At 73.2% G+C, this 24,906-nt stretch carries 21 protein-coding genes and 1 pseudogene; 12 read left to right on the forward strand and 10 right to left on the reverse strand.

Going from position 1 to position 24,906, the window contains the following annotated elements; all coding sequences use genetic code 11:
- Positions 1 to 28 precede the first annotated feature (28 nt).
- The 5 genes from BXA10_RS18555 to BXA10_RS18575 form a co-directional block, all read right to left on the reverse strand.
- The gene (locus BXA10_RS18555; RefSeq protein WP_076471644.1) at positions 29 to 2,425 is read right to left on the reverse strand and encodes a tetratricopeptide repeat protein; all 2,397 of its coding nucleotides are present in this window, start codon (positions 2,423 to 2,425) and stop codon (positions 29 to 31) included.
- The gene (locus tag BXA10_RS18560; RefSeq protein WP_084752981.1) at positions 2,422 to 4,182 is read right to left on the reverse strand and encodes an ABC transporter permease subunit; all 1,761 of its coding nucleotides are present in this window, start codon (positions 4,180 to 4,182) and stop codon (positions 2,422 to 2,424) included. The genes BXA10_RS18555 and BXA10_RS18560 overlap by 4 nt, the downstream gene beginning before the upstream one ends.
- Positions 4,179 to 5,459 (reverse strand): type 2 periplasmic-binding domain-containing protein, encoded by a 1,281-nt coding sequence (locus tag BXA10_RS18565; RefSeq protein ID WP_076471646.1) that lies wholly within the window; start codon positions 5,457 to 5,459, stop codon positions 4,179 to 4,181. The genes BXA10_RS18560 and BXA10_RS18565 overlap by 4 nt, the downstream gene beginning before the upstream one ends.
- On the reverse strand, positions 5,456 to 6,082 hold the full coding sequence (locus BXA10_RS18570; protein ID WP_175649240.1) for an ATP-binding cassette domain-containing protein: 627 nt from the start codon (positions 6,080 to 6,082) through the stop codon (positions 5,456 to 5,458). Before BXA10_RS18570 ends, BXA10_RS18565 begins: the two co-directional genes overlap by 4 nt.
- 87 nt (positions 6,083 to 6,169) lie before the next feature.
- Positions 6,170 to 7,147 (reverse strand): helix-turn-helix transcriptional regulator, encoded by a 978-nt coding sequence (locus BXA10_RS18575; RefSeq protein ID WP_076471648.1) that lies wholly within the window; start codon positions 7,145 to 7,147, stop codon positions 6,170 to 6,172.
- A gap of 44 nt (positions 7,148 to 7,191) precedes the next feature.
- On the opposite strand from BXA10_RS18575, the gene BXA10_RS18580 reads away from it, so the two are divergent.
- Together BXA10_RS18580 and BXA10_RS18585 are read left to right on the forward strand one after the other, a co-directional pair.
- Positions 7,192 to 7,665: a hypothetical protein gene (locus BXA10_RS18580; protein ID WP_076471685.1), complete on the forward strand. Its 474-nt coding sequence runs from the start codon at positions 7,192 to 7,194 to the stop codon at positions 7,663 to 7,665.
- Positions 7,665 to 8,132, forward strand: a complete 468-nt coding sequence (locus tag BXA10_RS18585) for a hypothetical protein (protein WP_076471649.1) — start codon at positions 7,665 to 7,667, stop codon at positions 8,130 to 8,132. Before BXA10_RS18580 ends, BXA10_RS18585 begins: the two co-directional genes overlap by 1 nt.
- A gap of 1 nt (position 8,133) precedes the next feature.
- Here the strand turns inward: BXA10_RS18585 and BXA10_RS18590 are convergent, their stop codons facing one another.
- Positions 8,134 to 8,796 carry a TetR/AcrR family transcriptional regulator gene (locus BXA10_RS18590; protein ID WP_076471650.1) on the reverse strand — a complete coding sequence of 221 codons (663 nt, stop codon included), beginning with the start codon at positions 8,794 to 8,796 and terminating at the stop codon, positions 8,134 to 8,136.
- A gap of 68 nt (positions 8,797 to 8,864) precedes the next feature.
- Between BXA10_RS18590 and BXA10_RS18595 the strand changes: the two genes are divergently transcribed.
- The 3 genes from BXA10_RS18595 to BXA10_RS18605 are packed head-to-tail and all read left to right on the forward strand — an operon-like array spanning position 8,865 to position 12,179.
- Entirely contained in the window at positions 8,865 to 10,391 is a 1,527-nt protein-coding gene (locus BXA10_RS18595; RefSeq protein WP_076471651.1) for a flavin-containing monooxygenase, read from the forward strand.
- Entirely contained in the window at positions 10,384 to 11,322 is a 939-nt protein-coding gene (locus BXA10_RS18600) for an SDR family NAD(P)-dependent oxidoreductase (protein ID WP_076471652.1), read from the forward strand. The genes BXA10_RS18595 and BXA10_RS18600 overlap by 8 nt, the downstream gene beginning before the upstream one ends.
- Positions 11,319 to 12,179, forward strand: coding sequence for an alpha/beta fold hydrolase (locus BXA10_RS18605; RefSeq protein WP_076471653.1), 861 nt, complete (start codon positions 11,319 to 11,321; stop codon positions 12,177 to 12,179). Before BXA10_RS18600 ends, BXA10_RS18605 begins: the two co-directional genes overlap by 4 nt.
- A gap of 98 nt (positions 12,180 to 12,277) precedes the next feature.
- On the opposite strand, the gene BXA10_RS18610 is transcribed toward BXA10_RS18605, so the two are convergent.
- Entirely contained in the window at positions 12,278 to 13,729 is a 1,452-nt protein-coding gene (locus BXA10_RS18610) for a cryptochrome/photolyase family protein (protein WP_076471654.1), read from the reverse strand.
- A 78-nt stretch (positions 13,730 to 13,807) separates the two neighbouring features.
- Positions 13,808 to 15,022 carry a low temperature requirement protein A gene (locus BXA10_RS18615; protein WP_217696796.1) on the reverse strand — a complete coding sequence of 405 codons (1,215 nt, stop codon included), beginning with the start codon at positions 15,020 to 15,022 and terminating at the stop codon, positions 13,808 to 13,810.
- A gap of 109 nt (positions 15,023 to 15,131) precedes the next feature.
- Here BXA10_RS18615 and BXA10_RS18620 point away from each other — a divergent pair, with 109 nt between their 5' ends.
- The 3 genes from BXA10_RS18620 (at position 15,132) to BXA10_RS18630 (ending at position 19,798) form a co-directional block, all read left to right on the forward strand.
- On the forward strand, positions 15,132 to 16,244 hold the full coding sequence (locus BXA10_RS18620) for a CapA family protein (RefSeq protein ID WP_076471655.1): 1,113 nt from the start codon (positions 15,132 to 15,134) through the stop codon (positions 16,242 to 16,244).
- Positions 16,245 to 16,364: 120 nt separating this feature from the next.
- Complete coding sequence (locus BXA10_RS18625) at positions 16,365 to 18,248, forward strand: Xaa-Pro dipeptidyl-peptidase (RefSeq protein WP_076471656.1); 1,884 nt, start codon at positions 16,365 to 16,367, stop codon at positions 18,246 to 18,248.
- Between the two features lie 215 nt (positions 18,249 to 18,463).
- Positions 18,464 to 19,798, forward strand: a complete 1,335-nt coding sequence (locus BXA10_RS18630; protein ID WP_076471657.1) for an MFS transporter — start codon at positions 18,464 to 18,466, stop codon at positions 19,796 to 19,798.
- A gap of 40 nt (positions 19,799 to 19,838) precedes the next feature.
- Here BXA10_RS18630 and BXA10_RS18635 read toward each other — a convergent pair whose 3' ends face one another.
- The gene (locus tag BXA10_RS18635) at positions 19,839 to 20,258 is read right to left on the reverse strand and encodes a hypothetical protein (RefSeq protein WP_076471687.1); all 420 of its coding nucleotides are present in this window, start codon (positions 20,256 to 20,258) and stop codon (positions 19,839 to 19,841) included.
- 277 nt (positions 20,259 to 20,535) lie between these two features.
- Between BXA10_RS18635 and BXA10_RS18640 the strand changes: the two genes are divergently transcribed.
- On the forward strand, positions 20,536 to 21,624 hold the full coding sequence (locus tag BXA10_RS18640) for an S-(hydroxymethyl)mycothiol dehydrogenase (protein ID WP_076471658.1): 1,089 nt from the start codon (positions 20,536 to 20,538) through the stop codon (positions 21,622 to 21,624).
- Positions 21,621 to 22,250 (forward strand): MBL fold metallo-hydrolase, encoded by a 630-nt coding sequence (locus BXA10_RS18645; RefSeq protein ID WP_076471659.1) that lies wholly within the window; start codon positions 21,621 to 21,623, stop codon positions 22,248 to 22,250. Before BXA10_RS18640 ends, BXA10_RS18645 begins: the two co-directional genes overlap by 4 nt.
- A gap of 105 nt (positions 22,251 to 22,355) precedes the next feature.
- Here BXA10_RS18645 and tsaA read toward each other — a convergent pair whose 3' ends face one another.
- On the reverse strand, positions 22,356 to 22,772 hold the full coding sequence (tsaA, locus tag BXA10_RS18650; protein ID WP_139338042.1) for a tRNA (N6-threonylcarbamoyladenosine(37)-N6)-methyltransferase TrmO: 417 nt from the start codon (positions 22,770 to 22,772) through the stop codon (positions 22,356 to 22,358).
- 527 nt (positions 22,773 to 23,299) lie between these two features.
- On the opposite strand from tsaA, the gene BXA10_RS18655 reads away from it, so the two are divergent.
- Both BXA10_RS18655 and BXA10_RS18660 read left to right on the forward strand, forming a co-directional pair.
- On the forward strand, positions 23,300 to 24,007 hold the full coding sequence (locus BXA10_RS18655) for a hypothetical protein (protein ID WP_076471689.1): 708 nt from the start codon (positions 23,300 to 23,302) through the stop codon (positions 24,005 to 24,007).
- A 678-nt stretch (positions 24,008 to 24,685) separates the two neighbouring features.
- Positions 24,686 to 24,906, forward strand: a pseudogene (locus BXA10_RS18660) (hypothetical protein); the annotation flags it as partial.

Raw genomic sequence — 24,906 nt, forward strand, 5'->3', positions numbered from 1 at the left:
GATCGGCGCCCGGACGGGTCGAGAGGGGTCAGACCTCGTGGACGGCGGTGTTCAGGCGGGCGTCCGCCGCCGACTGGCCGGGGCCGTCGCCGACCGCCTCGCAGATCGCCGCCGCGTCGACCCAGTGCCGGCGGGCCTCGTCGGGGTCGTCCAGGGCCGCCGCCGCGTCACCCAGGTAGAGCAGGGTACGGCCCAGCCCGGCGGTCGGCCGGCCGCCCTCACGCAGCCGGCGGCTCTCGGCCAGCCAGTCGTACGCCTGACGGGCCTGACCCGGACTGGCCGCGAGCAGGGCGGCGCCGGCGTTGAGCAGCACGGCGGCCCGGCCGTTCGGGTCGTTGACCGAGTCGTACTCCCGCAGGGCCGCCCGCCACGCCTGCGCCGCGTCCAGGTGCTCGCCGAGGCCGGTGTGCACCAGCACCAGGTTGGTCAGCGCGGCCGCGTAGCCGCGAGCGTCGCCGAGCGCGCTGAACGTGTTCGCCGCCCGGACCAGGTGGCGGTGGGCGCTGTCCAGCTCACCGCGGGCCAGCCGGGCCGCACCCAGCGCCAGGTCGGTCAGCGCGAGCCCGGCGCGGTCCGCGCCGGAGCGGTGCCGCCGGGACCAGGCCAGGTGATCCACGGCGTCGTCGACCTGTCCGAGGTCGAGCAGGGCGAGGCCGAGGTTCATCCGGGCCTGGGCGGTGGCCCGCCGGCCGCGTTCGATGACCGCCAGGTTCAGTACGGTGGCCGCCCGGTGCGGCTCGTGCCGGCGCCGGTAGAGCGCGCCCAGCTCGTTGTGCGCCCAACCGGCGACCTCGGGGCGGTCCTCGGCGGTGGGGGTGGCGAGCACGGTGCGGCACACCTGCTCCCACTCGTCCAGCCGCTCGGCGTGTGCCAGCCAGCCGCAGAGCGCCACGGCCAGCCGGAACCACCAGCGGCGTACCCGGCGGGGCAGCGTCTCGGCCGCGCCGGCCGGCACCCGCACCACCGCCAGCAGCAACTCCTGGTGCAGGTCGAACCAGCCGTACGGGTCGTCGTCCAGTGGCAGCGTCCACTCCCGGTCCGGCGGCGACCCGAGCGCGGCGAGGCCGGCGGCGTGCCGCTCGGCGTGCTTCGCCAGGTACCGGGTGAGCCGGGCCTGCGCGGCGACACGCCGGCGGACCGGGTCGACAGCACGCAGGTGCAGCCGGGCGTACCCGGCCAGTGGCGGGCGGATCTCGTAGCGGTCGCCGTCCCGGCCTCGCACGAACGCCGTGGCGGTCAGCTCGTCCAGGAGCGCGGACACCTGCTCGGGACGCCGGGCGGCCAGCGCCGCGATGGTCGCCCGATCCACCGGGGCGGGACTGAGCGACATCAGCCGGTACAGCCGGCGCGCCTCGGCGGACAACGCCCGGTACGCGGTGTCGGCCTCGGTGAGCAGCCGGGCCGCCGGGGCGAGACCGGTCCGCTGGTGCGGCGGCGTCCGCACCGCCCGTTGCAGCGCATCCAGCACGTCCGCGTGCCGCCAGCTGTGCTGCGCCGTGCGGTAGCCAAGCGCGCGTACCGCCCGTGGCTGTCGCCCGCAGATCTCCACGATGTCCCGCACGAGCGGGTCGACGCGCGGGTCGGCCCGGCGGGTGCGGGCGGCGGGCGCGGCCTTCCCCGCCGCCGCGAAGATCTCGACCGCGTCGTCGATGTCGGGCTCGTCGATCCAGCGCTCCGCGACGCCCCGCAGGCCGATCAGCGCGGGGCCGCCGGCGAGCAGCAGCCGGCAGGTGCGGGTGGTCGGCGGCAACAGTGGACGCACCTGCTCGGGGCGGTCCACATTGTCGAGCACCACCAGGATCCGCCGGCCGTCGAGGTGCCGGCGCAGCGCGTCAGCCGCTTCGGCGAGCGCCTGCGGGCGAGCGGAGACGGGCGGGGGCGTGCCCAGGATGCGGGCCAGTGCGGTCAGCACCTGCCGAGCCGACCGGGGCCGACCACCCGGGCGCAGGTCGAGGTAGTACTGCCCGTCGGGGAAGTCGTCGCGGCACCGGTTGGCGGCCTGGATCGCGCACGCCGACGTGCCGACCGCCCGCCGCCCCCGTACGGCGACCGCCTGCTCGCGCCCGAGCAGGTCCGCGACGTCGTTCACCGCCGCGTCCCAGCCGGGCATACGCCCCGGCGACGGCCAGCCGCTCATCCGGTCCGGCGGAAGGGTCGGCGCGCCGCTCGGCGTGGCCACGCCGTCCGCGAACCCGGAACCGTCGGGCCGACCGGCCCGTCGGCGGCGTACGTCGAACACCACCCAGCCGAGCGCGCCACTGATCACCAGCGCGAAGCTCGCCGGCCCGAGGATGCCGGCGGCCAGCTCGGAGAGCAGGTTGCTGGCCAGGTTGACGAGCACGCCGCCGATCACCGTGGTGACCGCCACGAGGAACGGCCAGCGGGGTGGCCGTCCGCCGCCCTCGCGGCCGCTCGGGGCGGTCACCGGACACCGCCGGAGACGAGACCCGCGACGAGATGCCGCCGGGCCAGCACGACCAGCAGCGCCGGCAACATCGAGGCGATCACCGAGCCGGCCGCCAGCGCCCCGCTGTTGGCCACGAAGCCGCGGGTCTGCCCGGCCAGGAACAACCCGAGCGGCGCCGAGTCCGGCCCGCTGAACAACAGCCCGACCACCAGGTCGTTCCACACCTGCACGAACTCGAGCACCGACACCGCGACGATCGCCGGACGGCAGTGCCGGGCCAGCCGGCGCAGTGTGCCCCACCAGTGCCGACCACCGAGCCGGGCGGCCCGCAGCCGATCGGTCGGCAGGTCGGCGAACGCGTTGCGCAGCACCAGCACCGCGAACGGCACACCCAGCGCCACGTGCACCAGGACCAGGCCACGAGCGGTGCCGGAGGAGAGCGCCACCCCGAGCACCTCGTTGACCGGCCCGGCGATCACCTGCACCGGCACGACGACAGCGATCATCAGCAGCAGCCCGGTCGCCTGGGCGGCCGGTCCGGTCAACCCGGCCAGCGGGTACGCGGCGAGCAGCGCGACGACCAGCACCGTGGCGGTGACGCCGGCGGCCAGCAGCAGCGTGAACCCCAGCGATCGCCACAGCTCGGAACCGGTGAGCACCTCGTGGTAGGAGGCTAGGCTGGGCCGCGTCGACCACCACCCCCGCGCCGCGGCGTCCACCGGCCCGTGCAGCGACGTCGCCACCAGGACCGCCAGCGGAACCAACCAGGCCATGGCGGCGACCGCGGCGAGCAGCCGGAACGGTCGCGGTGGTGGGGCCGCCACCGGATCCGGCTCGGCGGCCCGCGGCGGCGGCCACGCCTGCCGGACGAACAGCGCCGCCACCAGCATGCCGGCGGCGACCGCCACCAGCCAGATCACGCCGAGCGCCGCGCCCTCGCCGGTGGTGGTGCCGCCGGAGGTCTGCCAGACCCGCAGGGCCAGCACCGCCGCCTCGTCGCGCACCGACCCGGGCGCCATCACCAGGATCAGGTCGAAGGTGCGGCTGGTGCCGAGCGCCACCAGGGCGAACACCACCGCCACCGTACGCAGCAGCAGTGGGCGCCACTGCGCGTCCCAGAGCACGTGCCGGCGGGTGCCGCCGTACGCGCGCACCGCGTCGGCGAGGCTCGACGGCAGCCGGTCCAGGGCGGCCCGGAACACCAGCACCGCCAACCCCACCCACGCCCAGACGAACGCCGACATCAACGCCACGGTGACCAGGCCCGGACCGAGCATCTGCGGCACGTCCTCGCCGGTGCGCCCGGTCAACCGGGCGGCGACGAGGGTGGCCAGTCCCCGGGACGGGTCCGGGTCGTACATCAGGCGGAACGTCACGCCGGTGACGACCAGCGGCAGCGCGGTCGGCACCACGAGGATCAGCCGGACGAGCTTGCCCTCCTGCGAGCGGCGGGAGGCGACGGCGAGCAGGTAGCCGAGGCCGGTGACCACGGCGGGCACGAGCAGCGCCCACAGCACCGTACGGCCGACCACCGCGCCGGTGCCGGGGGCGGCCAGCGCGGCCCGGAAGTGCGTGACGCCGACCCAGTGGCCGCCGGTGGTCACGCTGGCGTGCACGGTCCGCAGCACCGGCCAGAGCACCAGGGCACCGAGGAGCAGCGCGGCGGGCAGCACCAGGGCGGCGGACGCGCCGACCGCCGGGTACGCCCGACCCCGCCGGGGCGGCCCCACGTCGTCGAGCACGACCGGCTCGCCGAGCACGGGCAGTCTGCTCATCGGCCACCACCGGCGTCGCGGGCCGCGGCGGCGAGCTGCTTCGTGGTGCGGCGGATCGCCTCGGCGGCCGGTACGCCGTCGGTCACGTCGGCGAAGAAGTCCTGCATGATCGGCCAGATGCCGACCCCGTCGGAGCCGGTGAACGGGCCGGGCAGGCGGTCGGAGAGGTCGAAGCGCACGGTGCCGGCGGTACGCATCTCCCTGGCCAGTCGCTGGCGGAGCGGGTCGGCGTAGCCGTCGGGCTCGACGGTTACGTCCGGCGACAGGTAGCCGCCCGCGCGCAGCCAGGGCCGGAACGCGGCGGCGTCGGTGAGCCAGCGGACCAGGTCGACGCCGGCGCGGGAGCCGGCGAAGGCGACGGCCGCGTCGCCGCCCACGATGAGCGGGCCGTCGCCGGGCCGGACGCCGGGAAACCGGAACGTCGCCGGCTCCTCCGGCCCCCGCCGGAAGCTACGGGCCACCCCGTCGGCGAAGTCGCCCTCGAAGACGGTCACCGCCCGGCGGGTGTGCACCACCTGGATGACCGACTCCTCGTACTGCGTGAGCAGGGCCCGGCGACCGCCGCCGGGGAAGGCGCCGTCGATGCTCCAGATCTCGGCGAGCCGGTCGAGGGCCTCGCGCACCGGCCGGCCCTGCCAGTCGGCGGCCGGCTCCGCGAGTGCGTCGTACCCGTCCGGTGCCACGTCGGCCAGCACGTTCTCGAACCAGTCGGTGAGCACCCAGCCGTCGGCGGCGCCGATCGCCAGTGGGGCCGGACCGTCGTCGCGGCGGGCCCGCGCGGCGAGGCGGCGGGTGAGCAGCACCAGTTCGTCCCAGGTGGCCGGCGGCTGCGGGAGCATCGACGGCAGGTGCCAGAACAGCGACTTGTGTGCCGCTTTCACCCAGACGCCGTAGCGTTGCCCGTCGTCGCCGCGGAGCAGCCCGGCGAGGCTGCCGGGAACACCGTGGCCGGGGGCCGGGTTCAGCGGGCTGAGCCAGCCCCGCCGGGCGTACTCGAGGACCAGGCCCGGGCGGGGCAGGATCGCCACGTCGGGGCTGGTCCCGGCGAGCTGCCGCGCCCGCAGGAACGCGTCGATGTCGTTGCCGGCGCTGACCACGTGCACCGGAGCGCCGTAGCCGGCCACCACGGCGCGGAACGGAACGAGCTCCCCACCGCTCCAGACCACCGCCACCTGCACGGCCCGCCCGCCGTCGGAGCAACCGGTCGCGATCGTCGCGGTGCCGGCCGCGGCGGCCGCCAGCAGCGTACGACGGCTCACCCGCCCCGGCGCCGTCACCGCCGCACCGCCTCGATGGAGAGCTCCACCCGGGCCGGGATCTGCGCCAACGTGGCCGGGTCGGCCGTGCAGACGAGTACGGCCACCCCCGGTGCGTCCGCCGGGGAGAGCCGGGGCGTCAGGTCGTCGAGCCGACCGCCGTCGGCCATCCCGCCCGGCAGGTCGACCACCAGCACCTCGGGCAGGCAGGCGGCGGCGCGGGCCAGGGCCACGCGGAACCGCTGGGCGTCGGTGAGCACGTGCGGCAGCAGGGCGAGCGTGGGCGCCAACTCCAGCCGCTCGACGACGGTGGCCGTCCAGTCCTCGGCCATCTCCCGCACCCGCTCCCGCTTGCGTTGGCCGTACTCGATGTTCCGGCGGACGGTCAGCTGCGGCAGCAGCGCCCCGCCGGCCGGCACGTAGCCGATCTGCCGGCGCGGCGGCGGCAGATCCGTGACGTCCCGCTCGCCGACCAGGATCCGCCCGTCCACCGGCGGGGCCAGCCCGACGAGGACCCGGGCGACCGCGGTGCCGACCCGGGACGGCGCGACCAGCGCGACCGTGCGGCCGGCCGGTACGTCGAGGGAGACCGGCCCGGTGCCGGGCACAGGGGTCAGCGCGCGCAGCCGTAGCGTGACTCTCACCTCCGGTGACGTCCTCGTCCCCGTACCAGGGTGGCACATCGTGCCGGCGATCGATGCCCCGCGCCACGCTCCACGGTGGATCGGCGGTCAGCGCTCGTGGTACAGCCGGGCCAGCTCCGCGGCCGTCGCGGCCAACCGGTCGCGTAGCTGCGCCGGCGCGAGCACCTCGACGTCGGCGCCGAGGCGCAGCAGCTCACCGTGCGCGTGGGTGAGTGACTCGATCGGCAGTACGGCGGTCGTCCAGCCGTTCGCGTCCGGTGGCCCCGCGCTGGCGTCCACCGCCGCGACCACGACGTCGTTGGCGATCTCCCGCAGTCGGTCCCGGCCGCCGGGGGAGAGCCGCACGGTCGCCTCGTCCTGGTGCAGGCGCGCCCGGAACTCCCGTACGTGCGCGCGCCACCAGGCCGGCAGGTCGAAGTCGGCGGGCCGGTCGAACCCCTCGTCGAGCGGGGTGAGCGCGAGGATCTGGTTGACCCGGTACGTGGCCGGTTCGACCCGCCCCGGCCGAGCGGCGACCACATACCAGCGGCCGCCCTTGAGCACCAGCCCGTACGGTTCGAGTACCCGGGTCACCTCGCCGGTCCAGCTGCGGTAGCGAACCTCGACGCGCCGCTGCCGCCAGACCGCGTCCGCAGTGGACGCCAGGTGCGGTGACGGGTCACCGTCGGCGTACCAGTTGGGAGTGTCGAGGTGGAAGCGCTGCTGGAGCAGGGTGGCGCGCTCACGCAGCGGGGGCGGCAACGCGGCGTGCAGCTTGAGTTGGAGCGCGGCCACCACCGCGCCGTCGCCCAGCTCGTCGGCCGGTCCGGGCAGCCCGGTCAGGAAGAGCCGGTCCGCTTCCTCGGCGGTCAGCCCGGTCAACCGGGTCCGCCAGCCGTCGATCAGCTGGTAGCCGCCGGCGTGCCCGGCCTCGCCGTAGAGCGGGATGCCGGCGGCGTGCAGCGACTCCACGTCCCGGTAGATGGTCCGGGTGGAGACCTCCAGCCGCTCGGCGAGCTGCGTGGCGGTCATCCGGCCGTGCGCCTGCAGGAGCAGCAGGACGGAGAGGAGTCGACTGGCCCGCATTCCACTGACAGTAGATGTCAGTGAAGCGTCCGTACCGTCCCGGCATGGCATTTCGCGACAAGGACCTGCGGGTGCCGGGACCGATCACGGTCGCCGGCCGGCAGTTCAAGCGCTACCACATCGACCAGCCCGAGCGACCCATCGAACCGGAGGTGGAGAAGGCCGCGTACGAGGTGCTGCCGAGCCTCGTCCCGGACCCCGACGGCACCCCACCCGCCGGCTGGGTCGTGCTGCACCGGGGCGCGGACACCGGAGCCTACCTGCTGGCGTACTGCTGGACGTGGGACAACGTGATCGAGGTACGTATCGCCGTGGCCGGGCAGCCGGTGCTGGGCTGCCCGGACGAGGACCCGAGCCACTTCGTGGCGCTGAACCGGCCCGGGGTGGGCTGCGTCTGGGAGCTGGGCGTGCTGGAACACGAGCGGGCCGCGTGGATCCGGCACGTGCTCGCGCCGGAGTCGCCGGACGTCAAGGCGTACCTGGCGGACACGCGCGCCGAGGGGCCGGTGGGCGTCTGATGGGCGACTTCGACTTCTTCATCGGTAGCTGGGACGTGGCGAACCGGCGGCTGACCAAGCGACACGTCGGCAGCGGCGACTGGGACGAGTTCCCTGGGTTCAGCGTCGCCGGGACGTTCTTCGGCGGCGCCGGCAGCTTCGACGAGATCACCTTTCCGACGAAGGGCTTCTCCGGGGCCACCGTGCGGATCTTCGACCCGGCGGCCGGCACCTGGGCGATCTACTGGATGAACAGCGGACGCGGAGTGCTGGAACTGCCGCCGGTGGTCGGCCGCTTCGTAGCCGGGGTGGGCACCTTCTACGCCGACGACCTCGACGAGGGGCGTCCGGTCCGCTGCCGGTTCATCTGGTCCGGGATCACCGCCACCTCGTGCCGCTGGGAGCAGGCGTTCTCCACCGACGGCGAGCGCACCTGGGAGACCAACTGGATCATGGATTTCACCCGAGCGTCGGCCGGGTCGAGGTAGCTCAATCCGCTGGGGGAGTGGTGTCGCGGTAGATCGTGGACAGCCACACGTCGAGCAGTACGTCCACCACGTCGGGCTCGGCCACGGCAGGTCCGTCGCCGGCGAGGGTGGCATGCATGACCCGCTCGTTCATCGAGTTCAACGCGATCGCCAGGTCCCGGGCGGGCAACCCGTCCGGGGCCGCGCCGCGCCGCCGCTCGGCCTCGATGGCCGTCTGCGTGCACCGCACCCAGCGTTCCAGCACCGCCGCCCACAGTTCGCGTACCTCGGCGTTGGCGCCGCGCGCCTGGGCGCACGCCAGCACCACGGCCTTGTGCGCGCGGAACGTGTCGTGGAACCGGCCGATCAGGTCGCGCCAGCGGGACCGCGGGTCGTCGGCCATCCGGTCGAGCGTGTCGCCGGCCGCCGCGTCGGCCTCGGCGGTGACCCGGTCCAGCAGGGTCAGCAGCACCGCGTCCTTGGACGGGAAGTAGAAGTAGAAGGCGGGACGGGAGATACCCGCTCCGCGGGCCAGGTCGTCGATGGAGATCTCGGCGAACGGCCGCTCGGTCATCAGCCGTTCCGCGGTGGCGAGTATCGCCAGCTCACGCTGGTCGCCGGAGCGGCGGCCGGCGCGCCGACCGCGCGTGGCGGTGTTCCCGGCGGCGGCGCGGGCGGTCGTCATGGTCGTCGATGCTATCGCGTTTCGACAGGGTGTCGAGATTGTTGACAGAGTGTTGACCGGCGTCGACGATGGTGGATAGGGACCGGTCCACCGCCACCCGGGGAGCTGCCTTGGCCCGCGATCACGTCGACGTGCTCATCGTCGGCGCCGGGCTGTCCGGCGTCGGTGCCGCCTGCCACCTGCGACGCAACTGTCCGGACAAGACGTACGCGTTGCTGGAGTCCCGTGACGCCATCGGCGGCACCTGGGACCTGTTCCGGTACCCGGGCGTCCGGTCCGACTCGGACATGTTCACGCTCGGCTACTCCTTCAAACCCTGGACGAACCCGAAGTCGATAGCCGACGGCGACTCCATCCGCGAGTACGTCCGCGACACCGCCCGCGAGTACGACGTCGAGCGGCACATCCGTTTCCGGCACCGGGTGGTCAGCGCCGAGTGGGACAGCGTCACGGCGCGCTGGACCGTACGGGCCCACCGCGACGACACCGGCGAGACCGTCGAGTTGACCTGCGGGTTCCTGCACGTCTGCGCCGGCTACTACCGCTACGACGCCGGCTACACGCCGCGGCTGCCTGGCGTCGAGCGGTACACCGGGCGACTCGTCCATCCGCAACAGTGGCCGGCCGACCTCGACCACGCCGGCCGACGGGTCGTCGTGATCGGTAGCGGCGCCACCGCAGTCACCCTCATACCGGCGATGGCCGACCGGGCCGAGCACGTGACGATGCTCCAGCGCTCACCGACGTACATCCTCGCGCTGCCCTCGCGTGACGCGCTCGCCGACGCGCTGCGGCGGTGGCTGCCGGCGAAGGCCGTCCACCCGGTGGTCCGCTGGAAGAACGTCCTGCTCGCCACCGCCAACTTCCAGCTCAGCCGACGGGCCCCCGGCCTGATGAAGCGGGTGTTGCGGCGGTCCGCGCGGAGTCACCTGCCGGCCGGGTACGACGTCGAGCGGCACTTCTCACCCCGCTACGACCCGTGGGACCAGCGGCTGTGCATCGTGCCCGACGGCGACTTCTTCGCCGCCGTCCGAGCCGGCCGCGCCTCGGTGGTCACCGGCACCATCGACACGTTCACCGAACACGGGATCCGGCTGGCCTCCGGGGAGGAGCTGCCCGCCGACATCGTGGTCACGGCCACCGGGCTGAACCTGCTCGCCCTCGGCGGCATGACGGTGCGGGTGGACGGCGTGCAGGTCGACCTCGCGCGAACCGTCGCCTACAAGGGCATGATGCTCTCCGCGGTGCCGAACCTCGCCATGACCATCGGCTACACCAACGCCTCCTGGACCCTGAAGGCCGATCTGGTGGCCACCTACGTCTGCCGGCTGCTGAGGCACCTGGACCGCACCGGCCAGCAGATCGTCACGCCGCAACCGCCGCCGGACGACGACCGGGTGCCGCTGATCGACCTGCGCTCCGGGTACGTGCTGCGTAGCCTGGACGCGTTGCCCAAGCAGGGCCGATCCGCGCCCTGGCGGCTGCACCAGAACTATCCCCGCGACGTGCTGCTGCTGCGGCACGGCCGGCTCGCCGACGAAGGCGTGCGGTTCTCCCGCGCGGGCAGTCCGGAGAGGAGCGCGACGCGTGCGTAGCTTCGACTTCACAGCGGGCACGGCCGTGCTCACCGGCGCGGCGAGCGGTATCGGTGCGGCGCTGGCCCACGGGCTGGCCCGGCGCGGCAGCCATCTCGTCCTGCTGGACCGGGACGCCGCACGCCTCGACGGCGTGGTCGCCGCCCTGGGCGCCGCCCACCCCGACCTGCCGATCGACACCCACGTGGTCGACCTGGCCGACGGCGCGGCCACCGCCCGGACCGCCGCCGAGATCCGGGAACGGCACCCCCGGATCCGGCTGCTGATCAACAACGCCGGGGTCGCCCTCGGCGGCCGGTTCGACCAGGTGACCCTGGAGGAGTTCAGCTGGGTCGTCGACATCAACTTCCGGGCCGTGGTGCAGCTGACCCACCAGCTGCTGCCCGCGCTCAAGGCCGAACCCGGCGCGCACCTGGTGAACGTCTCCAGCCTCTTCGGCCTGATCGCTCCCGCCGGGCAGGCGGCGTACTCGGCGAGCAAGTTCGCCGTCCGCGGGTTCACCGAGGCGCTGCGCCACGAGCTCGCCGACGACGGCATCGGCGTCACCTGCGTCCACCCCGGCGGGATCAACACCCGCATCGCCGCCAACGCCCGCGTCGGCAGCGGCGTGGCCATCCAGGAGTACGAACAGGGCCGGCGCCGGTTCGAGAAGCTGCTCACCATCCCGCCAGCCACCGCCGCCGAGGTGATCCTGCGTGCCGTGGCCCGCCGTCGCGGCCGGGTGCTGATCGGCTGGTCCGCGAAGCTGCCGGACCTGCTGGCCCGGGTCACGCCCGCCTCGTACGGCCGGATCCTCGCCCTCGGCGTCAACCACGGCGGCGCGTCGGCTCGGCCGAGCGCGTCACCGTCCCCCACGTCACCGGCGTCTGGTGTGCCCGCCCAGCGCCGCGCTGAGCAGTCTGCGGGCGAGAACGTGAGGGAGGCGACATGACCTCGGCAGAGCGGCCGCGGCACGTCACCGTCGCCGGTCGGCGGGTACGGCACCGCATCGACGGTGCCGGCGAGCCGGTGGTGCTGCTGCACGGCATCGGCCGCAGCATGCGCGACTTCGCCGAGCAGCACGAGTTGCTCGCCGAGCGGTTCCGGGTGCACAGCGTCGACCTTCCCGGCCACGGCGGATCACTACCGATGGTGGACCCGTGCAACCTGCCGTCGCTGGCCCGGTTCGTCGGCCGGTACCTCGACGCGGTGGGCGTGCACCGGCCGGCGCACCTCGTCGGCAACTCCCTCGGCGGCGCGATCGCCATGCAGCTCGCCGTCACCGAACGGCACCGGGTCGCGAGCCTCGCGCTGGCCGGCAGCGCCGGCTTCGGCCGGGAGGTGACCCTCGCGCTGCGGTTGCTCACGGTGCGCCCGCTCGGCCGGCTGTTGCTGCTCCCGAGCCGGGCGGCCGTCCGACGGACGGAGCTGGCGCTCTTCCACGACCCGGCCTTCGCGACCGCGGAACGGATCGCGCACGCCCTGGCGATCGCCCGCCTGCCGTACACCGGGCGGGTGATGATCGAGATCGCCCGCAACCTCGGCAAGTTCCAGGGCGTCCGCGCTCAGTGGCGGGAGCAACTGCTCGCCAGGATGGCCGACCTGGACGTGCCGACGCTGGTGGTCTGGGGTGAGCGTGACCTCATCCTGCCGGCGACCCATCTCGAGGCCGCCCGCGCCGCCCTGCCGAAGGCCCGTACCCACCTCTTCCGTGACTGCGGGCACCTGCCGCAGGTCGAGCGGGCCGACGAGTTCCACCGGCTCCTGCTCAGCTTCTGGGGAGTGCCCGTGCCCGCCGGCGGACGGTGACCGCCGCCGGGTCCGCCGCCGGGTCCGCCGCCGCGCCGACCCCGGGCCGCTGAACGGTCAGAGGGTTGCAGTGGGGCACGCCCATCTCGAGCACCCTCTCAGGGCGCGGTGCTGCCCCGCTTCTCCTCCTGGGCCAGCACCGCGTCACGGTGCTCCGGCTCGTCGCGGCGGATCAACTCCGCGGCGAGCCGCGGGTCGTCGACCAGCCGACCCCGGTTGTGGTGCAGGAACATCTCGAACCCGCCGGTGTACGGGCAGGCCAGGTCGCCGAGCGCCTGCTCCGGCGCGTACCGGCAGCCGGCACAGTAGTCACTGATTTCATCGATGTACGTGCCGTCAACCGCGTACGGGCGGGTCTCCACCGGGGACGGATCCGCGTAGTGGCTCATGCCGAGCACCGTCGCGTTCATCACCCAGTCCGTGCCGTCGACGAACGAACGCTGGAACCAGTCGACCAGTTCGGCCGGCCGCCACCCGCGTTGCAGCGCGTAGTTGCCGAGCACCAGCAGCCGGGGACCATGATGGGTGAACCCGGCGTCGCGTACCGTGGCCAGCACGTCGGCGAGGCAGCGCGCCTCGACCGCGTCCGCGTCCAGCTCGGCGAACCACTGCGGAAGGGGCTCGGCGCCGGACAGCGCGCCGGCGCCCGGAAACCTGGGCTCGGCGTACCAGTAGAGCTGCCAGAGGAACTCGCGCCAGCCGAGCAGCCCGCGGATGAAGAGTTCCGCGGCGGCCCGTGGCGCCAACCCGTCGCGCCAGGCCCGTTCCGCCGCCTGTACCGCCGGCCGCGGGTCCAGCAGGCCGAGGTTGAACGACGAGGAGAGCCCACTGTGCGTCAGCAGCGGGTCGTGCGCGCTCATCACCTCGGCGTACCTGTCGTATTCCGGCAGCCGGTGGCGGAGGAAGTGCGCGAGCCTGGTGCGCGCCTCGGTGTGCGTGGCGGGGAAGCGGCGGGGGCCGTCGCGGCCCACGAACCGCACCCCGTCGGCCGCCCACCGGTCCAGGTCGTGGCGCACCTGCGCGTCGATGTCATCCTCGACGACCGGCGGTGGCGGCGGTACGGGCTGGGTGGCGTCGGCCGAGCGGGGCGGACGGTGGGCCGGCGCGCTCCCGGCCGGGGCGCGGAGCAGCCCGTGGCGGTCGAGGGCGTGCCGGTAGAAGTCGTCCATCCGCAGCGGGCCGTGCTGTTGCTCGGCCCAGGCCGCGAAGTCCGCCGGGCTCGTGATGAACCCGCGGGCCGGCAGCACCGCCAGGCCGGGTACGGAACGCGCGAAGCGCATCGCCGCCCGCGAGTGTGGATGACAGACCTCGACCGGCTCGGCGAGCCGGTCGAACGCCTCCCGGAACGTGCCGGCCCGCAGCAGCAGCGCGCGGTCGCCGAGTTCAGCGGCGCGGTGCCGCAGGCTGGAGAGGATTAGGTGCGCCTTCTGCCGGTGCATCGGTCGTCGCCGGAACAGTTCCCGCGCCTCGATGAGCAACACCGGTTGGTCGGAGTCGTCGAGGAAGTGGGGCCCGAGCTGGTCGGCGAGCAGCCATCGACGGCAAGACATGACGCAATTCTGCCCACTTGAGCGCGCCGTGTCCCATACCGGATGTGTACGGGTCGTCGCGTTCAGTGGATCGGCCGCTCACTCCGCCTCGACCGGACCGCCGCCGTCGCTCGCGGTGGGGCCCGGGTCGGTGGCGTCCGGCGAGGTGCTCAGCCTCCGCGCCAGCACGGTGACCGCCACCAGGCAGAACAGCAGGACCGCCACGAGGTGTACCGGCGCCGGCCCGAGCGGGACGAGCAGCACCAACGCCGCCGTGCCAAGGCACGCCGCGGTCAGCCACCGGTGCTGTCGGCGACGCACGTGCAGCGCCCAGAGGGTGACCACGTACACCGCCACCGGCACGGCCACCGCGTAACCGGCGGTCAGACCGGAGACATGGCTGTCGTCGCGTTCGTGGTCCACCTCCACCGCCAGGCCGGCGCCCACCGCGCCGATCGAGGCGAAGATCAGGTAGTGGCCGTATCCCCAGAACAGTGCGTGCCGCAGCCGGTTCGAGACCGCCGCCGGCCGGTCGAAGTAGAGCCACCAGAGCGCGAACACGATCACCGTGCCGGCGGCGGCGAGGGACCAGAGGTGACGGTCGCCCGCGTCCAACCCGGTTTGGATCGCCAGCGACGTCACCAGCACCACCTCGCCGAGCACGATCAGCGTGAACAGGCCGTACCGTTCGACGATGTGCCGCGGATGCCAGGGGGTCATCCCGGGCCGCTCCGCCACCGCCGGCACGAGTACCTCGGCGAGCGCCAGCACCAGGAAGGAGGCCGCCAACCAGCTGTCCGGCAGGGTGAGCCGAAGCAGCCAGCCGACCTGCACCACGAACACCCCGCCGGCGTACCGGAGTGCGGCGCGCCGGTGGTCCGGATCGCCGGCCGCGGCTCGTACCCACTGCACGATCGTGGCCAGGCGCATCACCACGTACCCGAACGTGATCGTGGCGAAGTCGCCCTCGGTGAACGCGCGCGGTACCCCCGAGGCCAGGATCAGCGCGCCGGCGATCTCCACGAACGTCGTGATCCGGTAGACGTCGTCGTCGGTGTCGTACGCGGAGGCGAACCAGGTGAAGTTCATCCAGGCCCACCAGATGGCGAAGAAGACCATGAGGTAGCGCCCGACCGCGAGGTCGAGGTGCCCCTCCGACAACGCGTGGTGCAGGCTGTCGGCGGCCTGCGCCACGGCCACCACGAAGCAGAGGTCGAAGAAGAGCTCCAGCGGGGTCGCGGTGCGGTGCGGTTCGTCGCGTCGCCGTCCGGTCATCCGCCGGTACCACGGGCGTGCCGAGCGGGTCTGGGTCACACACGCTCCTCGGGCCGGCCGTCGCCCAAACGATAGCGAGCAGGCCCGCCCGGGTGGGTCGAGTTCGCGTCCGACCGTGCCGGCGCGCGCCGGGTGGAATGGTGGGCGAATGGCTGACGACACCATCCGCCTGTTTCTCGGCGGCGACGTGATGACCGGCCGTGGCGTGGACGCGATACTGCCGCACCCGGGCCCGCCCGACCTGCGGGAGGAACTGGTCCACGACGCGCGTGAGTACGTGCGGCTGGCCGAGCGGACGAACGGTCCACTGCCGCGCCCCGTACCGGTGAGCTGGCCGTGGGGCGCGGCGCTGGAGCTGCTCGACCAGCTGCGCCCGCACGCGCGGATCGTGAACCTGGAGACGGCGGTGACCGGGCGGGGCGTGCATGAGCCGGGCAAGGCTGTGCACTACCGGATGCACCCGGGCAACGCGTCCTGCCTCGCCGCGGCCCGGCTCGACGTCTGCGCGCTGGCGAACAACCACGTCCTCGACTTCGGCCCGGATGGGCTCAGCGACACGCTCGACGCAATGGACGGCGTCGGCGTCGCGACGGCCGGCGCCGGCCGGGACGCCGACTCGGCCTGGCGGCCGGCCCCGGTGGATCTCGCCGGTGGCCGCCGGCTGCTGGTCTTCGGCGTGGCCGCCGGGTCGAGCGGGGTGTCACCGCACTGGGCGGCCACGGCGGACCGGCCTGGCGTGGCGTACCTTCCCGAGGTTTCGGGGGCCGCCGCGGACGCGTTGGCCGAGCGGATCGCGGCGCAGGCCGGACCGGCCGACCGGGTGCTGGTCTCCGTGCACTGGGGCTCCAACTGGGGGTACGACGTGACGCGGGAGCAGGTCACGTTCGCCCATCGCCTGCTCGACGCGGGAGTCGACGTGGTGCACGGCCACTCGTCGCACCATCCTCGCCCGGTGCAGGTCCACCGGGGACGGCTGATCCTCTACGGCTGCGGCGACCTCGTGGACGACTACGAGGGAATCGGTGGTCACGAGGCGTACCGGCCACACCTGCGGCTGCTCTGGCTGCCCACCCTCGACGCCGCGACCGGTGAGCTGCGGGACCTGCGCGCGGCCCCGATGCGGGTGCGCCGGATGCGGCTGGAACGGGCCGCGCCGGACGAGGCCGCCTGGCTCGCCGACCTGCTCGGCCGGATCGGCGAACGGTTCGAGGTGGACCCCGACGGGCTGCTTCGCCGTGCCGAACGGTCCGAGTCGGACTGATTTCGTGCGGTTGATGGTCATCGACGGGAACGCCGACCATCCCTAGCATGGGGGTGAATGGATCTTCGGAATCCACCCCTTGGCCGTACCCGGCCATCAGTCCGATCGAAGGAGACGCGAGTGCGTCGATCTCCCCATTTAGCACTGCTCGGCGTCGGCGTGTCCGGCGCGCTGCTGCTGAGCGCCGCCCCCGCGAGCGCCGCGGCGTCGCCCGCCGCCGCGCCGCAGCCGGGCATCGTGGTCAGTGACGGCATGACCCAGCCGGTGTTCTCGCTCGCCGACGCGATCGAGGAACGGGTGTACGTGCAGACCCCGGTCGACACCGACCACGACGGCCGCCCCGACCGGGTGGCCATCGACATCTCCCGCCCGCGGGAGACCGCCACGCAGGGCCTCAAGGTGCCGGTCATCTTCGAGCACAGCCCCTACCGCAAGGACACCTGGGGCGACGTGCCCTACCCGAGCGTGCTGGTCGACGACCTGCCGCAGAACGGCCAGACCGGCCACTCCGGGCTGAGGGCGCTCGACATGGGCGTGCAGCGCGCGGAGGCGAAGGCGAACCTGCCCGGCTCGCTCGACGACTACTACGTGCCGCGCGGCTACGCCGTGGTGCTCGGCCAGAGCGTCGGCACCGCCGACTCCGACGGCTGCCCCACCAGCGGCGACCAGGCCGAGACGCTCGGCACGAAGGCGGTCATCGACTGGCTGAACGGGCGGGCGAAGGGCTACGACGCCGGCGGCGCCCCGGTCACCGCCGGCTGGACCACCGGCGCGGTCGGTATGACCGGTGTCTCCTACAACGGCACCCTGCCCAACCAGGTCGCCACGACCGGCGTCGAGGGTCTCAAGACCATCGTGCCGGTCTCCGCGATCAGCAGCTGGTACGACTACTACCGGGCCAACGGCCTGGTCGTCGCACCCGGCACCTACCAGGGTGAGGACACCGACATCCTCGCCCAGTTCACCGCCGGGCAGACCCGCGCCGAGGGCCCCTGCGCCGACGAGATCGCGAAGCTCACCGAGGAGCAGGACCGGGTCACCGGCGACTACACGAAGTTCTGGGCGGACCGCGACTACCTCGACGCGCGGAACGTGCACGCGAGCGTCTTCGTCGTACACGGCCTCAACGACTGGAACGTGAAGACCGAGCACTTCGCCGGCTGGTGGGACCAGCTCGCCAAGCGCGACGTCCCGCGCAAGATCTGGCTGCACCAGGGCGGGCACGGCGGCCCCGGCAACAACGCGTCGGTGACCCTGCCGGACGGCCGCACCTGGACGTACAAGCAGACCGAGAACCGCTGGTTCGACTACTGGCTGTGGAACGTGCCGAACGGGATCATGGACGAGCCGACCGCCGTGCTGCAGCGGGAGGACCGGGCCTACACCACGTACGCCAACTGGCCGGACCCGGGGGCACGCGAGGTCGCGGTGAAGCTGGCCGCCACCAACGCCACCCAGCCCGGCACGCTCACCACCGGCAAGCGGCCGAAGGGCAAGGTCGAGCAGAGCTTCGTCGACGAGGGCCGCACCATCGGACCGGACGCCCTGGTGGCCGGCCCGGACGCGGCGAGCCCGAACCGACTCGCCTACCTCTCCCCGGCGCTCGAGCAGGATGTCCGCATCTCCGGGCGGCCGGAGATGCGGCTGCGGATGGCGATCGACAACAAGCCGGACGCGAACCTGACCACCTACCTGGTCGACTACGGCCCGGCCGGCTCGACCGCCGCGCCGACCGTGGTGACCCGGGGCTGGATGGACCCGCAGAACCGCAAGAGCGCGGCCCGCACGGAGCAGCTCAAGCAGGGCAAGTTGTACGACTTCCGGTGGACCCTCGAGCCGAAGGACTACATCTTCCCGGCCGGCCACCGGATCGGCGTGGTCGTCTTCTCCAGCGACCAGGAGTACACCTTGCTGCCGAACGGCGGCACGGAGCTGCGCGTCGCGCCGGACCACAGCGAACTGCGGCTGCCCGTGGTCGGGGGACAGGGCGTGCTCGGCTTCTGAGCCGACCCACGAGCCGTCCGAGCCGTCCGAGTACGGCCGACCGAAGGCACTGATCGAGATGGGGCAGTCCCGCAGCGGGACTGCCCCATCCGCGTGTCCGGGCTGGTCACGCCACGCCGGCGCGACGGCCCGGTCGGGAGCGTGGGCCGGTGGTCCACGCCACGTTGCCGGTGACCGGCCCCGAGCCGATCCGACGTCCGGCCGAGGATGGACGTATGACGGCTACCGCGGACACCGCGGTGAGCGCCGCCGCTCCCGCACGCCGCCGAGCCGTACTGGTCTGGGGCGTGGCACTCGCCGCGTACGTGGCCGCGGTCTTCCACCGCAGCTCGCTCGGCGTCACCGGGGTCGACGCCACCCACCGCTTCGACATCAACGCCTCCGCGTTGGCCACCTTCTCCGTGGCCCAGCTCGCCGTGTACGCGGCGATGCAGGTTCCGGTCGGGGTGCTGCTCGACCGCTTCGGCTCGCGCCGGCTGCTCATCACCGGCGGCGCGTTGATGGTCGCCGGGCAGCTCTGCTTCGCCCTCGCCACCGACGTGCGTCTCGCCGTGGTGGCCCGGATCCTCGTCGGGCTCGGCGACGCGATGACGTTCATCAGCGTGCTACGCATCGTGACCTTCTGGTTCCCAGGTCGGGCCAACCCGCTCATCGTGCAGCTCACCGGCACGCTCGGGCAGCTCGGCGCCGTCCTCGGCGCGGTGCCCCTGGTGGCGCTGCTGCACCACTTCGGCTGGACACCGGCGTTCCTCGTCGCCGCGGCACTCGGCACGACAGTCGTGCTCCTGGTCCTCGTCGCGGTACGCGACACCCCGTACCGGGAGACCCTCGCCGGCCCGCCGCCCCGGCCCGGTGCCGTCCGCCGGGAGCTGGCCGCCGCCTGGGCCCAGCCCGGCACCCGGCTGGGCCTCTGGACGCACTTCGTCACCCAGTTCTCCGGCTCGGTCTTCGCGCTGCTCTGGGGCTACCCGTTCCTGGTTCAGGGGCAGGGCCTCACGCCCACCACGGCGGCGTCCCTGCTCACCCTGATGACGGTGGCCGGCCTGCTGGTCGGACCGGTGCTGGCTCACCTCTGCGCCCGGCACCCGTACCGTCGCTCGGTGCTCGTCTTCACGGTCGTGGCGGCCACCGCGGCGGTCTGGGCCGTGGTGCTCGCCTGGCCCGGGCCCGCGCCGCACTGGCTGCTGGTGGCACTGGTGCTGGTGCTCGCCGTCAACGGACCCGCCTCGATCATCGGCTTCGACTACGCGCGCACCTTCAACCCGGCCAGCCGCATCGGCAGCGCCACCGGCATCGTCAACGTGGGCGGTTTCGTAGCCTCCATCGTGCTGGTGCTCGCCGTCGGCGTCGTGCTCGACTCGGCGACCCCGGCGGGGCGGCAGACCCCCGACCTCGACGCGTTCCGTTGGGCCTTCGCGCTGCAGTACGTGCTCTGGTCGCTCGGCGCGGTGCAGGTGTTCCGGCACCGCAACGCGACCCGCCGCCGGCTCGCTGCCGAGTCGTCCAGGCGTGTCGAGCCCGCGGTGGCGGTCACGACGGGGCGGCGCTGACGCCGCGCGGGGCAGGTCAGCGGCGCAGCCGCCGCGCAGGTCAGCGGCGCAGCCGCCGCGGAATGAGGCCGTCCAGCACCAGGGTCAGCCCGGCGCCGACCAGCCAGACGTCCTTGGCGAGCCCGGAACCCGCCTCGGTGGGGCGTACGCTGCCCGGTTGGCGCAGCCCCGGCGTCTTCAGGTAGAGCTGCACGAGCCCGGCGCCGAAGGCGGTGAGCCCGAGCCCGACCAGCGCCGACGGCACCAGCGGGACGAGCAGGGCGGCGCCCAGCGCCAACTCGCTGTACGACAGCACCTTGGCGAACCGGTCGGGGGGAACCTGCCGTAGTTGCGGGATCGCCCCGACTGCCATGCTGTGGGTCGCCTGGGCCGCCTCGCCCTCCAGGTTTCGCTTGGTCAGCCCGGAGTTGAGCATGTACGCGCCGATGGAAGCGCGCAGCGGCACATGTGCAATTCTCATGACCACTCCCGCGGTGAGGCCGGATCGTGCCCCCGCCTACCCCTCGATCGGGCCGGTTAACCCGCCACGACGCGGCCTTGTCGTCGGCGTGTGCGTCGGACCCGGGTGGCGCTCAGCCGCCCGGCCCTAGGCCGGATGGACGGTTTCCGATAGGTTCACCTCGGGTCGATCATCGAAGCCCGCGGGCACCCGGTCGTCGTCGGGGTCCGCGGTGCCCGGCAGCCGCACCGGCCCCGGCGGCCGATCCGCCACCACCGCTCGACCAGGAGGGAAAAGCGTGAGCCAGGAGGTCCGGGGAGTCATCTCCCGCAGCAAGGGCGCGCCGGTCGAGATCACCACGATCGTGGTGCCGGACCCGGGGCCCGGTGAGGCGATCGTCCGGATCCAGTCGTGCGGGGTCTGCCACACCGACCTGCACTACCGCGAGGGCGGCATCAACGACGACTACCCGTTCCTGCTCGGGCACGAGGCGGCCGGGATCGTCGAGGAGATCGGCGAGGGGGTCACCGAGGTCGACCCGGGTGACTTCGTGATCCTGAACTGGCGCGCGGTCTGCGGCGTCTGCCGAGCCTGTCGGCGCGGCCGCCCCTGGTACTGCTTCGCCACCCACAACGCCGCCCGGAAGATGACCCTCACCGACGGCACCGAACTGACCCCTGCCCTGGGCATCGGCGCCTTCGCCGAGAAGACGCTGGTGCACGCCGGGCAGTGCACCAAGGTCGACCCGGCCGCTCGACCGGCCGCGGTGGGGCTGCTCGGCTGCGGGGTCATGGCGGGCCTGGGCGCGGCCATGAACACCGGCGGGGTCAGCCGGGGCGACTCGGTGGCGGTGATCGGTTGCGGTGGTGTCGGTGACGCCGCGGTCGCCGGGGCGGCGCTGGCCGGCGCGACGACGATCATCGCGATCGACACCGACGCCCGCAAGCTCGACTGGGCGCGCAAGTTCGGTGCCACGCACACGGTCGACGCCACGGCTGCGGACCCGGTCGAGGCGATCCGCGCGGCCACCGGCGGGTTCGGCGCCGACGTGGTGATCGACGCGGTGGGCCGACCGGAGACGTGGAAGCAGGCGTTCTACGCTCGTGATCTCGCCGGCACGGTGGTGCTGGTCGGCGTACCGACCCCGGAGATGACCGTCGAAGTGCCGCTGCTCGACGTGTTCGGCCGCGGCGGTGCACTCAAGTCCAGCTGGTACGGCGACTGCCTGCCCAGCCGCGACTTCCCCATGCTGACCGAGCTCTACCTGCAGGGCCGCCTCGACCTCGACGCGTTCGTCACCGAGGAGATCGCGCTGGACCAGGTGGAGCAGGCGTTCGAGCGGATGCACCACGGCGACGTGCTGCGCTCGGTGGTGGTACTTCCGTGACCGCTCGGATCGACCACGCGGTCACCACCGGCACGTTCTCGCTGGACGGGCAGACGTTCGACGTGGACAACAACGTGTGGGTGATCGGGGACGACACCGAGTGTGTCGTGCTGGACGCACCGCACGACGTGGACGCGATCCTGCACGTGGTGGGGGAGCGCCGGGTCCGGGCGATCCTCGCCACCCACGCCCACGACGACCATGTCCGGGTAGCTCCGGCGCTGGCCCGGGCCACCGGCGCTCCGGTGCTGCTGCACCCCGACGACCGGATCCTCTGGGACCTGACCCACCCGGACGTCGCGCCCGGCGGCGCGCTGCGCGACGGGGAGAACCTCGAGGTGGCCGGCATCGTGCTGACGGTGCTGCACACTCCCGGGCACAGCCCCGGCGCGTGCAGTTTCCACGCGCCCGCGCTGGGCGCCGTGTTCACCGGCGACACCCTCTTCGCCGGCGGCCCGGGCGCCACCGGCCGGTCCTACAGCGACTTCGGCCTCATCATCGAGTCGATCCGGGACCGGCTGCTCACCCTGCCCCCGGACACGGTGGTGCACACCGGCCACGGCGACGACACCACGATCGGCGCTGAGGCGCCGCACCTGGACGAGTGGATCGCCCGGGGCCACTGACCGTTCCGCCGGTACGTGGTCGGCCGTTCCGGCTCGGCCACGTACCGGTCCGTGGGCTTCGCCCGTCCGGGCCACATCATCCGCCGCGCCGGCCGATGTGGTGGCTCACCGTTCGGTGGGGTCGCCGAGCACCGGCTTGACGTCCAGCACCGGCGTACCGTCGAGCGCCTCCAGGTCGGCGACGCGCACCCGCAGACCGTCGATCGCCAGCAGGCGTACCCGGTGCAGGCCGATCGGATTGGGCCGGTGCGGCGACCGGGTGGAGAAGACCCCCGTCTCCGGTCGCGACGTGTCACCGCGCGGATGCACCGTCAGCACATCCCGCCGGGCCCGGTCGAGCCAGGTCATCACCAGCGCCTCGGTGCCGGGCCGCAGGTCGTGTAGCGCCGGGGCGACCTCCGGTGCGAACACCAACCAGGATTCCGGCGCGCCCTCGTCCCCCTGTTTCGGAGCGGTCGCGGGATCGGTCAGCGGTGACTCGACCCGGCCGACCGGCCGCAGCCTGTACTCCGCAGTGCTCATCGGGTGGCCTCTCGTCGGGCGGGGCACGCCGAGCGGCGCACGGTCCGCTGCGGGGGTCGGCACGCGCGGTTGCCCGGCGCGCTTGGGTCCGGTGCCGTCGACGACCGGGCAGCGGAGCGCGGATCACGTCGTCGCCTCCCGGTCGGCGCTTCTCGACCCTATCCCGCCGGGGTGGGCTCTTTGCGCCGCGCCGTACGCCGGGTCCTTGCTTCCTCCGCCACCGCACGGTGTGGGGCGGTGCGGGCCCAGAACACGCATCCGAGGAGCGGTCGTCACGAAGGTGAGCTGATGTCTGGTGTTGCGCGGGTTCGCTGATGTCTGGTGTCGCGCGGTGCCAGGCCAGGTGTCCCTGTTCCGCGGTGTGACCAGCGCCGCAGCCGCCCGCAGCGGGGTCATATCCGGAATGACCGACACGCCAACCTGGTTGTGTCCCCCGTACCGCCCGAGCCCAAACCCATTTCCGGTGCGGACATCCCCCGAGGAGTGCTCATCCCGGAGCGCTTCGCATGATCGAAAGGGCAACCATCGTGAAGTTCGACTTCACTCGATGGCTCCCGGCCATCGCGAAGGACTCTTACCAGAAGACCGCACTGAGCGTGGTGGGCGTGGCCGCCATCGGCGGCCTCGCGTTCGGGCCGACCGCGGTGGCGGCTCCCGTCACCATCGGACCGCACGACGCGGCCATCGCCGCCATCGACTTCGCCACCAGCAACGGTGGGCACGACAAGCAGGGCGCCACGGACGATTCCGGTATGACCACCGGTGCCCGCGACGGCAAGCGGGGTGGCGGCCAGCCGAGCCGGGAGCAGCTGGTCCCGTTCGGCGTTCAGGGCGCTCAGTCGCGCATCCCGCTGGACGACGCGCAGCGGGACAACGCCAAGGCGATCATCAAGGCCGCCAAGAAGACGGGCGTGGGTGATCGTGGCGCGGTGATCGGTGTCGCGACGTCGCTGCAGGAGTCGAAGCTCTACAACCTCGGTAACCTCGGCGCGTCCAACGACCACGACTCGGAGGGCCTGTTCCAGCAGCGCCCGTCGTCCGGTTGGGGCACCCCTGAGCAGATCACCGACCCCGACTACGCAGCCACCGCCTTCTTCACGGCGCTGAAGAACGTGGACGGGTGGCAGAACATGCCGCTGTCGCAGGCCGCCCAGACCGTCCAGGTCTCGGCCTTCCCGTTCGCCTACGCGCAGTGGGAGGACCAGGCGGCGGACATCGTCCAGCAGCTCTGGTGAGGTGTGGAACTCGTGAACCGGCCGGTCCCTTCTGGGGCCGGCCGGTTTCGTCTGGGACCGGCCGGTTTAGTCTGCGGCTTGATTGACTCGGGTTCCTTGATGTCGGGGTGTCCGGGTCGCGTGGATGCCCCGACTTCATGGAGGTCGAGTCGATCATCAGGCGCGCCTGGGGTGAATGGCGTGTGGTGTCCGGTTCGTGCCCGGGGCGGGATGGCCCGATCCGCCCCGTTGGGTGGCCTGGGCGGTTCTGGGGTGTGACCGGTGGCATCCTCGGGCCGGAATCGTGGCCGGGTCGCCGGCGTTGGACACCCCCTGACGGCCGAGGTAGCAGCCTGCCCGGTGGTGCATCCGCTGGGTATGGCAAGGCCCTCGGGAATGACGGTGGCCCGCCGGTCGTTGAACACGGTTCGCGCCGCACGACCCCCCCGGCCCCGTGTCACAGCGGAGCCCGCCCGGGCAAGCCCCCCGGGAATGACGGCAGGCGGCCGGTCGTTGAACACGGTCCCGGCGCGGTGAAGCCCCCCGCCCTTACCCCGGGACACCCGGCCCCGTGGACACCCCCCGGTGTTTCACGGAGTGCCCTCAGACTTTCCCCCTTTTTGCTTTTCGAAGCGCCGGTTCGTGGCGCTGACCCACACCCCCCTTGGTGGGTCATCACCCCCTGAAGGAGCTTTGATCATGAACACGATCATGCGGAAGAGCATTCTCGGTATCGCTGGTCTCGCGTTCGCCGGTGGCATCGCCGGCGGTCCGATCGCCGCCCACGCCGCCACCCCGGCGGTGGACGCCAAGCCCGTCGCGGTCGTGCAGTCGGACAAGAAGCCGGCCGTGGACACCGCGAAGCTGATCCCCCACGGCACCCAGGGCGCCCAGTCGCACATCGCCGTGGACGACGAGCA

Origin of the sequence: Micromonospora avicenniae (genome assembly GCF_900156065.1) — a bacterium.
GTDB lineage: Bacteria > Actinomycetota > Actinomycetes > Mycobacteriales > Micromonosporaceae > Micromonospora > Micromonospora avicenniae.

Coding starts and splice junctions, on each gene's coding strand:
- BXA10_RS18560 (WP_084752981.1), bottom strand. CDS start 4,182: ATGAGCAGACTGCCCGTGCTCGGCGAGCCGGTCGTGCTCGACGACGTG.
- BXA10_RS18575 (WP_076471648.1), bottom strand. CDS start 7,147: ATGCGGGCCAGTCGACTCCTCTCCGTCCTGCTGCTCCTGCAGGCGCAC.
- BXA10_RS18580 (WP_076471685.1), top strand. CDS start 7,192: ATGGCATTTCGCGACAAGGACCTGCGGGTGCCGGGACCGATCACGGTC.
- BXA10_RS18585 (WP_076471649.1), top strand. CDS start 7,665: ATGGGCGACTTCGACTTCTTCATCGGTAGCTGGGACGTGGCGAACCGG.
- BXA10_RS18590 (WP_076471650.1), bottom strand. CDS start 8,796: ATGACGACCGCCCGCGCCGCCGCCGGGAACACCGCCACGCGCGGTCGG.
- BXA10_RS18595 (WP_076471651.1), top strand. CDS start 8,865: ATGGTGGATAGGGACCGGTCCACCGCCACCCGGGGAGCTGCCTTGGCC.
- BXA10_RS18605 (WP_076471653.1), top strand. CDS start 11,319: ATGACCTCGGCAGAGCGGCCGCGGCACGTCACCGTCGCCGGTCGGCGG.
- BXA10_RS18610 (WP_076471654.1), bottom strand. CDS start 13,729: ATGTCTTGCCGTCGATGGCTGCTCGCCGACCAGCTCGGGCCCCACTTC.
- BXA10_RS18620 (WP_076471655.1), top strand. CDS start 15,132: ATGGCTGACGACACCATCCGCCTGTTTCTCGGCGGCGACGTGATGACC.
- BXA10_RS18630 (WP_076471657.1), top strand. CDS start 18,464: ATGACGGCTACCGCGGACACCGCGGTGAGCGCCGCCGCTCCCGCACGC.
- BXA10_RS18635 (WP_076471687.1), bottom strand. CDS start 20,258: ATGAGAATTGCACATGTGCCGCTGCGCGCTTCCATCGGCGCGTACATG.
- tsaA (WP_139338042.1), bottom strand. CDS start 22,772: ATGAGCACTGCGGAGTACAGGCTGCGGCCGGTCGGCCGGGTCGAGTCA.